At 34.7% G+C, this 12,588-nt stretch carries 11 protein-coding genes; 3 read left to right on the top strand and 8 right to left on the bottom strand.

All coding sequences use genetic code 11. The features are described from left to right. Position 1: 1 nt before the first annotated feature. Complete coding sequence (locus tag TD18_RS09760) at positions 2–1,060, bottom strand: 3-oxoacyl-ACP synthase III family protein (protein WP_040251801.1); 1,059 nt, start codon at positions 1,058–1,060, stop codon at positions 2–4. A gap of 108 nt (positions 1,061–1,168) precedes the next feature. Further along, positions 1,169–4,018 (bottom strand): aminomethyl-transferring glycine dehydrogenase, encoded by a 2,850-nt coding sequence (gene gcvP, locus TD18_RS09755; RefSeq protein WP_040251798.1) that lies wholly within the window; start codon positions 4,016–4,018, stop codon positions 1,169–1,171. Positions 4,019–4,140: 122 nt separating this feature from the next. Here gcvP and TD18_RS09750 point away from each other — a divergent pair, with 122 nt between their 5' ends. Beyond that, positions 4,141–4,974 (top strand): UbiA prenyltransferase family protein, encoded by an 834-nt coding sequence (locus TD18_RS09750; protein WP_040251795.1) that lies wholly within the window; start codon positions 4,141–4,143, stop codon positions 4,972–4,974. On the opposite strand, the gene TD18_RS09745 is transcribed toward TD18_RS09750, so the two are convergent. From TD18_RS09745 to TD18_RS09720, 6 genes are all read right to left on the bottom strand, one after another. Continuing rightward, on the bottom strand, positions 4,957–5,208 hold the full coding sequence (locus TD18_RS09745; RefSeq protein WP_040251792.1) for a hypothetical protein: 252 nt from the start codon (positions 5,206–5,208) through the stop codon (positions 4,957–4,959). The genes TD18_RS09750 and TD18_RS09745 overlap by 18 nt on opposite strands. A 2-nt stretch (positions 5,209–5,210) precedes the next feature. After that, the gene (locus TD18_RS09740) at positions 5,211–5,762 is read right to left on the bottom strand and encodes a sigma-70 family RNA polymerase sigma factor (protein WP_040251788.1); all 552 of its coding nucleotides are present in this window, start codon (positions 5,760–5,762) and stop codon (positions 5,211–5,213) included. Between the two features lie 44 nt (positions 5,763–5,806). Next, positions 5,807–6,013: a DUF1731 domain-containing protein gene (locus tag TD18_RS09735; protein ID WP_084205895.1), complete on the bottom strand. Its 207-nt coding sequence runs from the start codon at positions 6,011–6,013 to the stop codon at positions 5,807–5,809. Positions 6,014–6,090: 77 nt separating this feature from the next. Continuing rightward, complete coding sequence (locus tag TD18_RS09730) at positions 6,091–8,124, bottom strand: M3 family metallopeptidase (RefSeq protein WP_040251784.1); 2,034 nt, start codon at positions 8,122–8,124, stop codon at positions 6,091–6,093. Positions 8,125–8,340: 216 nt separating this feature from the next. Continuing rightward, positions 8,341–8,823, bottom strand: coding sequence for a 5-(carboxyamino)imidazole ribonucleotide mutase (gene purE / locus TD18_RS09725; protein ID WP_040251782.1), 483 nt, complete (start codon positions 8,821–8,823; stop codon positions 8,341–8,343). A gap of 1 nt (position 8,824) precedes the next feature. Further along, positions 8,825–9,982 (bottom strand): 5-(carboxyamino)imidazole ribonucleotide synthase, encoded by a 1,158-nt coding sequence (locus TD18_RS09720; protein ID WP_040251779.1) that lies wholly within the window; start codon positions 9,980–9,982, stop codon positions 8,825–8,827. Positions 9,983–10,158: 176 nt separating this feature from the next. Here TD18_RS09720 and TD18_RS17035 point away from each other — a divergent pair, with 176 nt between their 5' ends. After that, on the top strand, positions 10,159–11,268 hold the full coding sequence (locus TD18_RS17035; RefSeq protein ID WP_084205894.1) for an adenylate kinase: 1,110 nt from the start codon (positions 10,159–10,161) through the stop codon (positions 11,266–11,268). 113 nt (positions 11,269–11,381) lie between these two features. Continuing rightward, positions 11,382–12,380 (top strand): GTPase ObgE, encoded by a 999-nt coding sequence (gene obgE / locus TD18_RS09710; RefSeq protein ID WP_040251775.1) that lies wholly within the window; start codon positions 11,382–11,384, stop codon positions 12,378–12,380. The last annotated feature ends 208 nt before the right edge of the window (positions 12,381–12,588 follow it).

Below are 12,588 nucleotides of genomic sequence, written 5' to 3'. Positions count from 1 at the left end.
TTTAATGCTTGTAAACTATGGCATTAATATGCATTCCTGCACCAACACTTGCAAAAATAATAACATCACCTTTGTTAATAGAATGGTGTTCCATTTTATTATTGATAATCAGATCATAGAGTGTTGGAACTGTTGCTACAGAACTGTTTCCTAACTTATGAATGCTCATAGGCATGATATTTTCTGGTGCGTCTTTTTTATACAATTTGTAGAAACGTTTTATAATCGCTTCATCCATTTTTTCATTAGCTTGGTGAATTAAAATCTTTTTGACGTCGCTGATATCTACACCGCTGTTATCTAAACATGTTTTCATGGCTAACGGCACATTCGTCAAAGCAAATTCATAGATTTTTCTACCATGCATTTTAATGTAGCGAGTGTCTTTACAGAGCTCTTGATTGTTTGAATTTCCGAAGTAAAGATAGTAGGCTTCATCATATGTGAATGATGCAGTTTCATGAGCTAAAATACCACCTTCTTCGTCTGACGCTTCTACAATAGTTGCGCCTGCACCATCAGAATAAATCATCGAATCTCGATCGTGTTTATCTACTACACGAGATAAAGTCTCAGAACCAATAACCAGACAACGTTTAGCCATTCCAGATTGGATAAAAGCTTTAGCTTGAATTACGCCTTCAACCCAACCAGGACATCCAAATAAAATGTCGTAAGCAACACATTTTGGATTTTTAATTCGTAATCTGTGTTTGACTCTAGAAGCAAGGCATGGTAATATATCACTTTGAATGGTATTAGCTTTAACGTCTCCAAAATTGTGAGCACAAATGATATAATCTAATTCCTCAGGATTAATATTAGCATCTTCTATAGCTTTTTGAGCCGCTAAAAATCCCAAATCTGAAGATGTTAATTGATCATCTGCATAGCGTCTTTCCGCAATGCCTGTAATTGCCTTAAATTTATCTACAATTATTTCATTTGGGTGATTTATTGATGATCCATCAATATTTAAAAAATCATGATGATAAAAATCTTCATTTTTCTCTATCATTTTCGGAATGTAACTTCCAGTTCCAGTGATTTTGATACTCATAAAAAAGTTATGTATAATTTATACTATTAAAAGTAAAAGGCAATATACTAACATTTAATCAAATGCTAATAAATTGCCTTTTGTTTTTACGATGTTCAAACGTCCTATTTAAGCTTCCATATAGGCTTCAATTGGTGCGCATGTACAGATTAAATTTCTATCGCCATAAGCGTCATCTACTCGACGTACACTTGGCCAGAATTTATTAGCTCTTACATAGTCTAGTGGGAAAGCAGCTTGCTGACGTGTATAAGGGAGTAACCATTCATCATCAGTAATCATATCCATAGTATGAGGAGCATTTTTCAAAATATTATTTTCATCGTCCTTTGATACACTGTCAATTTCATGTTTAATGGAAATCATTGCATCACAAAAACGATCCATTTCTTGTTTGCTTTCACTTTCTGTTGGTTCAATCATCATGGTTCCTGCAACCGGAAACGATACTGTTGGAGCATGGAAACCATAATCCATTAAACGTTTTGCGATATCAACAACTTCAATACCATGAGCTTTAAAAGGTCTGCAGTCAATAATCATTTCGTGAGCTGCACGTCCAAGTTCACCAGAATATAAGGTTTCATAAGATCCTTCCAGGCGTTTTTTAATGTAATTTGCATTTAAAATAGCAACTTCAGTAGAGCGTTTTAATCCAGATGCACCTAACATTTTGATGTAGCCATAAGAAATTAAGCAGGCTAATGAAGACCCAAAAGGCGCCGCAGAAATTGCTGTAATTGCTTGGTCTCCTCCGGTTTTTACTAATGGATTGCTAGGTAAAAAAGGAACCAATTGCTTGGCTACACAAATCGGACCAACACCTGGTCCACCACCACCATGAGGAATGGCAAAGGTTTTATGTAAATTAAGATGGCACACATCTGCTCCAATATTTCCAGGATTAGTGAGTCCAACTTGAGCATTCATATTTGCACCATCCATATATACTTGACCACCATTATCGTGAATGATCTTGGTTATGTCTTTTATAGAAGCTTCATAGACTCCATGAGTTGATGGGTAAGTTACCATAAGAGCAGCTAAGTTATCTTTATGCAATTCTGCTTTTTCTCTTAAATCGTCAACATCAATATTTCCCTTTTCAGTAGATTTGGTGACTACAACTTTCATTCCTGCCATAACAGCACTTGCTGGATTTGTTCCATGTGCAGACGACGGAATAATACAGATGTTTCTATGATGATCACCTCTTGATTCATGATAAGCACGTATCACCATTAATCCAGCAAACTCACCTTGTGCTCCAGAATTTGGTTGTAATGATGTACCTGCAAAACCCGTAATTTCTGTTAGTTGATCTTCAAGTTCTTTTAAAACAATTTGGTAGCCTTTAGCTTGCTCTATTGGAACAAATGGATGTATTTTTCCCCATTTAAACCAGCTTAAAGGAAGCATTTCAGACGCAGCATTAAGTTTCATTGTACAAGAACCTAATGAAATCATAGAATGATTTAATGCCAAATCTTTACGTTCTAATTGTTTAATATATCGCATTAATTCTGTTTCAGAATGATGTGAATTAAATACGGGTTCCTGCAAAAATTCAGATTGACGTTTTAATTTAAAATCAATAGCATTTTCTTTAGGGATTTCTTGAATTTCAACAGTTGGTTTATTCGCAATTTTCGCAAAAACTGAAACTATTTTATTGACCTCTTCTAGCGTAGTCGGTTCATTAATTGATAAGACAACCTCGTTATCATTAGGGTAATAGAAGTTTATTTTTTTGCTTTCAGCTTCAGCCTTTATCGCTTTTGCGTTTGCTTTGATATGAAGGGTATCAAAAAAAGAATGGTTTGCCTGTTCAAATCCTAATTTACCAAGGGCATTGGAAATAGCAACTGCTTTATGATGAATGTTGTTGGCAATATATTCTAAGCCTTTTGGTCCGTGATATACTGAGTACATCCCAGCCATTACAGCAAGTAAAACTTGAGCTGTACATATATTTGATGTCGCTTTGTCACGTTTAATATGTTGCTCACGAGTTTGTAGAGCCATACGTAAAGCTCTGTTGCCATTTGCATCTTTGGTGACACCAATAATACGACCTGGAAGATCTCTTTTGTAAGCTTCTTTTGTAGCAAAATATGCTGCATGCGGACCACCATATCCCATAGGAATTCCGAAACGTTGTGTAGTTCCAACCACGACATCAGCACCGAATTTTCCAGGAGCTTCAAGTTTAATCAAACTCATAATGTCTGCTGCAACAGCAACTTTTATATTTGAAGCATTTGCTTTTTCTATGAAGGATTTGATATCAGTTACCTGACCAAATTTTCCTGGATACTGTAAAATAGCAGCAAAATAATCTTCAGAAAAATCAAATTCGTCTTCTTTACCAACAACCAGTTCAATGCCTATTGGTGTTGCTCTGGTCTGTAATAATGATAAGGTTTGAGGAAGGATATGTTCAGAAATAAAAAATTTATTGACACCAGCTTTTTTCTGATCTCTTTCTCTCACAGCAAACAATAAACTCATGGCTTCAGCTGCAGCTGTACTTTCATCTAAAAGCGACGCATTGGCAATCTCCATTCCTGTGAGATCGGTAACCATGGTTTGAAAATTTAAAAGCGCTTCTAAACGTCCTTGAGCAATTTCTGCCTGATAAGGCGTGTAAGCAGTGTACCAACCTGGATTTTCTAAAATGTTACGTTGAATTACAGCAGGCATGATGGTTGGATGATACCCTAAACCAATATATGTTTTAAAGACTTTATTTTTCTTTGAAAGGTTATAGATATGAAGCAAATATTCTTGCTCGCTCATTGGTTCGTCTAAATCTAAATCGGATTTTAAGCGAATCCCGTCAGGAATAGTTTGATGGATTAATTGTTCCATAGAATCCGCACCAATCGTTTGTAACATGTGTTTTTGATCTGCTTCTCTCGGACCAATGTGACGAAGTGAAAAATCTGCTGTATTCATTAAATTATTTGTGTTGAATTTTATGATGCAAAATTAAGGAATTATTGACCTTAAAATGTTAACGAAAATGAAACTTTTCAACCATTTGAATTGGTTATTAACAGTTTCGTTATTTTTGTGTTATGCGTGTCTTAAAAACGGTATTTGATTTTTATATCAACAGTAGTATTCATGTGGCTTTAGCCATCGTTGCAATGACGTGTGTTACCTATTTAGAATTTAATGTTTCCATAGATTCAAATTTGTTATGTTTTGTGGGATTTGCTTCTATTACAGGTTATAACTTTGTAAAGTATTTTGGATTGGCAAAATTTCATCATAGAAGCCTTTCTAACAAGCTAAAGGCCATTCAAGTATTTTCTTTACTTTGTTTTTTAGCCATGTGCTTTTTTGCGTTACGATTAAATACGGCTTCACTAATTGCAATTCTAATATTTGGAGCTGTCACATTTTTGTATGCAATTCCATTATTGCCCAATCGTATTTTTGTGGATAAGAAGAAAAAATTACGAAGTATTAGCGGACTTAAAATTTATATCATTGCATTAGTTTGGTCAGGAGTAACCGTATGCCTGCCTTTAATTAATAATGAATTTGAAATATTTGACGATGTTATTATTAGCGCAGTACAACGTTTTATTTTTGTCGTCTTACTTATGTTGCCTTTTGAAATCAGAGATTTGAATTATGATAGTTTGAAATTATCAACCATTCCGCAGCGTATAGGAGTGAGGTCAACAAAAGTTGCTGGGTTATTACTGTCGTTAGTGTTAGTGTCTTTAGAATATTTTAAGAATAATATCCATATAAATCACTTACTATCATTGATAGGAATAGTTTTAGTAAGCGTTTTATTTTTAAAATTTTCAACACAGCAACAAGGAAAATATTACAGTGCTTTTTGGGTAGAAAGTTTACCTATTTTCTGGTTGTTGGTGTTATTGGTGCTTAGCTAATTCTTTTTCAAAAGCAGATTTCAAACTTGCTTTAGCAGCAGTGTCCATGGTCACAGATTTTTTTGCCACAAGTTTTGTTAATTTCGAATTTTTCTTTGTGTATTTTCTGCACGCAAAGCAATAAATTAAATGAATATTTAACTTAATTTTTTCCCACAGCGTTGCCTCTTTGTATTGTGTTTTATCACAGACATGATTCGCTTCATCACATGGAATAAAAAATTTACCTTTCATTATTAAAACCAATTTTTTTCAAGACAGCTTGCCATAGCGACTCTAGCTCTATGGATAATTACCCATAAATTAGACGCAGTAATATTCAATTCATTACAAATAGCTTCAGTGTCATAATTTAAAATAGTTTTCATTTCAAAAACTTTCGCTTGCTTTTCTGGTAATTTCTCTAAACATTGATCGATTGCGAAACCTAATTCGGTATTTTCAATAGTGTCTTCAGCCGTTTTATCAAAAGGATCAGCCACACGTTCTTCAAGCCAATCTCCTTCATTTTCGTCTGTACTGTAAGTCATTCTAACTTCGGCTTTACCTTTATTAGAATTCATTTTACGATAATGATCAATAATTTTTCGTTTTAAAATGGAGATTAGCCAGGTACGCTCACTGGCTTCTCCTTTAAAATTTTTCATAGATTTTAAACCAGCAACAAACGTATCCTGAACCAAATCTTTCGCAATTTCACTATCATTTACTCTTGTGATTGTGTAATTAAAAAGATAATCGGAATACAAATTTATCCATTGGTTAGGATCAATAACGTGTTTTGGCATTTCTCTTTCTGAAAATTTTTATTTCAAAAATAAGCAATAAAACATTAGGATAGTAATAAATTCGATAAGGCCTTTTCTATTTGAACAAATTGGAATTTAAAGCCACTATGTAATAATCGCTGAGGGATTACATTTCTGCTTTTAAGAACTAATTCAGCTTCAGTTCCAATTAATTTAGCTCCAGACTTAATGAGCCATTTAGGATGAGAAACTCCAAATGGAACCTTCATCACCTTCCTAAAACTTCTCATTAAGGTTTCATTGTCTGTTGGTTTAGGTCTCAGATCGCGTGTAGTTGAAGTCTAATAGATAGTGCTAGAAATACGATCTATTTCGCTATCAATCCAGCGCGTTTTAATAATGCATCAGGCTGAGGTTCTTTTCCTCTGAAGCGTTTGTAAAGCGTCATCGGATCTTCAATACCTCCTTGTGATAAGATATGATCTTTAAATTTTTGAGCAACGTTTTTATCAAACACACCTTGTTCTAAAAAGTATTCGAACGCATCTGCATCTAACACTTCAGCCCATTTGTAACTATAGTAGCCAGAACTGTAGCCACCTTGGAAAATATGAGAGAATGACGTACTCATACAGTTTTCAGCCACATCAGGATACAATTTGGTGTTTTCAAATGCTTTATGTTCATGTGCTTTTACCGAAGTAATAGCGTTTGGGTTTTGACTATGCCAACTCAGATCTAATAATCCAAAACTTATTTGTCTTAAGGTCTGCATGCCTTCATGAAAGGTTGCTGAAGCTTTTATTTTTTCAATAAGTTCCATCGGAATGAGTTCTCCTGTTTCATAATGAGTTGCAAACAATTCTAAGGCTTCTTTTTCGTAACACCAGTTTTCTAAAACCTGACTTGGTAACTCAACAAAATCCCAGAACACACTTGTTCCAGATAAACTCGGATACGTAGTGTTGGCCAACATGCCATGAAGCGCATGACCGAACTCATGAAATAACGTCGTTACTTCATTAAAGGTTAACAGTGAAGGTTTGCTTTTTGTCGGTTTCGTAAAGTTACATACGATAGAAATATGCGGTCTGCTATTTTCACCATTTTTGATATACTGTGGTTTGTAAACCGTCATCCAGGCACCATTTCGTTTGCCAGGTCTAGGGAAAAAATCAGCATAAAAAATTGAGACCAAATTGCCTTGTGAATCTGTTACTTTGTAGGTTAACACATCTTCATGATACTTGTCAATCGTATCGATTTCTTCAAACTTCAAATCGTATAAACGTTCGGCAATAGCAAATACACCATCAATAACATTTTCTAATTTGAAATACGGCTTGAGCTGTTCGTCATCTAAACTGTATAATTTTTGCTTTAATTTTTCAGAATAATAGGAACCATCCCATTTTTGAAGAGTTTCAATACCATCTAAATCTTTAGCAAAGTCTTCAAGGTTTTTAAACTCTATTTCAGCAGCTGGTTTTGCTTTTTCTAAAAGTTCGTTTAGAAATTGTTTTACCTTTTCAGGTGTTTTTGCCATGCGTTCCTCCAATACAAAATGTGCATGTGTTTTGTAACCTAATAGATTGGCACGTTCATGACGAAGCTTCGCAATTTGTAAAACATTCTCTTGATTGTCAAGTTTGTCGCCTTTAAATGCTTTAGCTCCAGCAGCAATAGCGAGTTCTTTTCTCAATTCTCTATTGTCGGCATAAGTCATAAACGGAATATAACTCGGATAATCTAAAGTAATTAGCCAGCCTTCTTTTCCTTTTGCTTCTGCCAGTTGCTGAGCAGCTTCTTTGGCGCCTTCAGGTAATCCTGATAAGTCATCTTCGTTGGTGATATGTAATTCGTAAGCATTAGTTTCTGCTAATACATTTTCACCAAATTTTAGTTTTAACTGACTTAGTTGTTTATCGATTTCACGAAGACGACTTTTCTTGTTTTCAGGTAAATTAGCACCATTTCTTGAAAAGCCTTTATACTTTTTATCGAGTAAGGTTTTTTGCTCTGTTGTTAGTTTAAAACTATCCTTATTGTCATAAACAGTTTTTACACGTTTGAATAAATCTTCATTTAATGTAATATCATTACTAAATTCTGAAAGTAATGGAGAAACTTCTTGAGCGATTTTTTGAATGGTGTCATTTGTTTCAGCACTATTCAAATTAAAGAAAATGCTGGAAATTCGATCTAATTGCTCACCTGAAAAATCTAAGGCTTCGATAGTGTTTTCAAACGTTGGTGTTTCAGGATTGGTTGTTATGGTTTCAATTTCTGCTTTAGCATCTTTTATGGCTTCTAAAAAAGCGGGTAAATAATCCTCGTTTTTAATTTTCGAAAATGGAGCAGTTTGATATAATGTATTGAAAGGTGTATTTAAAATTGTCATGGTGTTTTATGAATTTGTAAGATAAATACCTAAATAGTAGTCGTTTCCTTACGATAATGCAAATTGTGAATTACTTTGTTTATTATTTATCATAACTTTTTGATATTATGACAAAATAAATTTTAGTTTTGTCATAATTATTTTTAAAGGAGTTAACCAACTCTATACAAATAGTTGATTAATAGCTTAAAAACCTCGTCTTATAGCGAGGTTTTTTTATGCTAAATCTTTTGAAGAATCGATAACCTTCGTTTTTAAACTTTCTTTGTAAGTTATTATTGTGTTCTGAATGTCTTTATCTGAAGCTCCTATAATCTGTGCTGCTAAAATACCAGCATTTTTTGCGCCATTCAAAGCTACAGTCGCTACAGGAACTCCACCTGGCATTTGTAAAATAGATAGGACAGAATCCCAACCGTCAATTGAATTACTGCTTTTTACAGGAACTCCAATAACAGGTAAAGGTGATAACGACGCTACCATTCCTGGCAAATGCGCAGCGCCTCCAGCACCAGCAATGATGACATTGATGCCTCGAGAATGTGCGTTTTTTCCGAAATCGAACATTTTTTCTGGTGTTCTGTGTGCTGAAACAATATCTACTTCAACATCAATTTTAAATTCTTTTAAAATATCAATAGCATCTTGCATAACTGGAAGATCACTTTTGCTTCCCATAATAATTGCTACTTTTCCCATATTACTTACTTATAACTTTTATTGTGTTTTTTACAATTTCAGCAATTGCTCTTGCCTTATTTAAATCTTCATTTACAATGGTCACATGTCCCATTTTACGGAACGGTCTGGTGTGTTTTTTTCCATAAATATGAGGTGTTACACCATCTAGTTTCATAATATCTTCTATATGTTCGTAAACAACGTCACCAGTATGGCCTTCAGCACCAACCAGATTAACCATGATACCACCAACTTTGCTTTCCGTTTGACCTAAAGGTAAATCTAAAATGGCGCGAACATGTTGTTCAAATTGCGATGTATAGCTGGCTTCAATGGTTTGATGGCCCGAATTATGTGGTCTTGGAGCAACTTCATTCACTAAGATCTGATCCTCTTGAGTTTGAAACATTTCAACAGCTAGGAGTCCGACATGATTAAAAGCTTTTGAAACTTTCAAAGCAACCTCTGTCGCTTTTTTCGCAACAGAATCATCTATTCGTGCCGGACAAATAACGTATTCAACCTGATTGGCTTCTGGGTGAAATTCCATTTCTACAACAGGATAAGTTTTTGTATCACCTGAAGGATTTCTGGCAACTATTACTGCTAATTCATTTTTAAATGGGATTAAGTCTTCAGCAATACATTCGCCTTTTGGTAAAGTGTCTAAATCGGAAAGTTCTCGTACGACTTTTACACCATTCCCATCGTAACCAAATTGAGCAGCTTTCCAGACGAACGGAAATTCCAATCCACCATTGTCGATAGCATCTTCAATTTCAGAAAGGTATGCAAATCGCGTAAAATCTGATGTTGGAATTTGATGATCTCTGTAAAATAATTTCTGAGTGGCTTTATTTTGAATAGCGCGCAGTGTTTTTGAAGTCGGATACACTTTTTTGCCTTCTTTTTCCAAAGCCTCTAAAGCATTCACATTGACATTTTCAATTTCAAAAGTGAGAAGATCTACCTGTTTTCCAAAATTATAAACATCGTCATAATTCATTAAGTCACCTTTGATGAATGTATTGCAGGCAATTTTACAAGGCGCTTCATCACTGGCATCCATGACATACGTTGAAATGTCAAACTTTCTAGTGGTGTAAAGCATCATTTTGCCTAATTGACCACCACCAAGAATACCGAGTTTGAAATCTGAAGAAAAATAATTTGTCATTTGTAATTAGTAATAATTGTGACCATGAGTGCAGCTAAAACGTCTTCTGCTTTAAAATTCGAAATATTGCACTACAAAAATACATTATAAAATAGAAAGCCATAGCAAAAATGGAATTCAAAAATCGGTATTCGACAATCTATTGATTATCTTTGTTTTTTTAAATTTGAAAACAAGTGATTAAGCTCAACGATTTATACTTTAAACCTTTTATTTCTGAAGCAGAAATAGATACTGCTGTACAGAGAATGGTTGATGAGATTGCAAATGATTTTAAAGACGATGTACCTGTTTTTATTGGGATTTTAAATGGATCGTTCATGTTCGTGAGTGATTTTGTAAAAAAATATCCAAAGCCATGTGAAGTGACATTTATCAAGTTGGCGTCTTATGAAGGCATAAAATCTTCCGAAGACATTCAACGACTTATTGGGTTAACTCAGGATCTGACAGGTAGAAAAGTGATTATTCTTGAAGATATTATCGATTCTGGTAATACGTTGGAAGAAGTGCATCGCATTTTTGAAAATGAAAATGTTGGTGAACTCAGAATAGCAACCTTATTTTATAAACCAGAAGCTTATAAAAAAGATTTTAAATTACATTATGTAGGTCTCGAAATACCAAATAAATTCATCGTAGGTTATGGATTAGATTACAACGGATTAGGTAGAGATTTACCAGAAATATATCAATTAAAAACAACACAACACATGACAAATTTAGTGCTATTTGGACCTCCAGGTGCAGGTAAAGGAACGCAAGCAGAATTTTTAAAAGACAAATACAACCTAGTTCATATTTCTACAGGAGATGTGTTTCGATACAATATAAAAAATGAAACCGCTTTAGGGATGCTTGCTAAATCTTTTATGGATAAAGGTGAGTTGGTTCCAGATCAGGTTACTATTGATATGTTGAGTGCTGAGGTTGAAAAAAATAGTGATGCTAAGGGCTTTATTTTTGATGGCTTTCCAAGAACAAATGCTCAGGCCGAAGCCTTAGATAAATTAATGGATTCTAAAGATTCTCAGATAAATGCTATGATTGCTCTTGAAGTGGATGATGAAGTTTTGGTTGGACGTTTATTAGAACGCGGAAAAACAAGTGGTAGAAAGGATGATGCTGACGAGTCTATTATTAGAAACAGAATCACCGAATATTACAAAAAAACAGCTATTTTGAAAGACTATTACTCAGCTCAGGATAAATATTTTGGAGTTGATGGCGTCGGAAGCATTAGTGAAATTACTAAGCGTCTTAATGCGGTAATTGATAAGCTTTAGTTGCGACGTTTATTTGTTTAGTTGTTTGGATTTTATAATTTATAAAATGTTTACATCAAACACATACACAGCTAAACAACTACACAAAACATTAAACAACTAAACAAAAACAAATGACTGAAGGAAATTTCGTTGATTACGTAAAAATGCACGTGTCTTCTGGTAAAGGCGGACAAGGTTCTGCGCATTTACATCGCGAAAAATATATAGAGAAAGGTGGTCCAGATGGAGGCGATGGTGGACGAGGAGGTCACATTATCATTCGTGGTAATGAAAATCTATGGACCTTATTACACCTCAAATTTAAACGTCATGCCAGAGCTGGCCATGGCGAACATGGAAGTAAGAGCAGAAGTTCTGGTGCTGATGGTGAAGATGTCTATCTAGATGTGCCTTTAGGAACTGTGATTAAAGATACCGAAACCGACGAAGTTTTGTTTGAAATTACCGAAAACAACGAAGAACGAATCGTTGCTCAAGGTGGTCGTGGCGGACTAGGAAACTGGCATTTTAAAAGCTCTACAAACCAAACACCACGTTATGCACAACCTGGAGAACCTCTGGAAGAAAAGCATGTGACTTTAGAGCTTAAAGTATTAGCAGATGTTGGTCTGGTTGGATTTCCAAATGCTGGAAAATCGACCTTGCTATCTGTGATCACTGCTGCAAAACCTAAAATTGCCGATTACGAGTTTACAACCCTTAAACCTAATTTAGGAATCGTGAAGTATCGCGATTTTCAAACCTTTGTCATGGCAGATATTCCGGGAATTATCGAAGGTGCAGCCGAAGGTAAAGGACTTGGTCACTACTTTTTGCGTCATATTGAACGCAATTCTATTTTGCTGTTTTTAATTCCTGCAGATGCTAAAGATATTCGTAAACAATACGATATTTTGTTAGATGAACTCAAGCGTTACAATTCTGAAATGCTGGATAAAGAACGAATGATTGCCATTTCTAAAAGTGATATGCTTGATGAAGAGCTTCAGGCAGAAATGAAAGCAGAATTAGATAACACCTTACCAATTGATTATATGTTTATATCTTCTGTTGCTCAAAAAGGCATTACAGAATTAAAGGATAAACTCTGGAAGATGCTTAATGTTTAAGTTTCTGGCGTTTCTACTTTTCCTGTAAGGCGTCTTATAAGTTAACCTGCAAGGTTTTCAAAATCTTGTAGGTCTTAAATTAGAACCCTTTTCATTTAAACCTTACAGTAAAACTAGACCAGTCTCTCGGCAGTCGCTTTTTTTTTTATTTGTCATATCGATCGCAGCCGAGATAAAAGTAAAAAAGAGCTCCAACAAAGCCTCCATC

The organism is Psychroserpens mesophilus (genome assembly GCF_000826645.1).
In the GTDB taxonomy this organism is placed as follows: Bacteria; Bacteroidota; Bacteroidia; order Flavobacteriales; family Flavobacteriaceae; genus Psychroserpens; species Psychroserpens mesophilus.
Note: the sequence above shows the minus strand (reverse complement) of the source record. Positions and strands in the feature narration are given on the sequence as shown.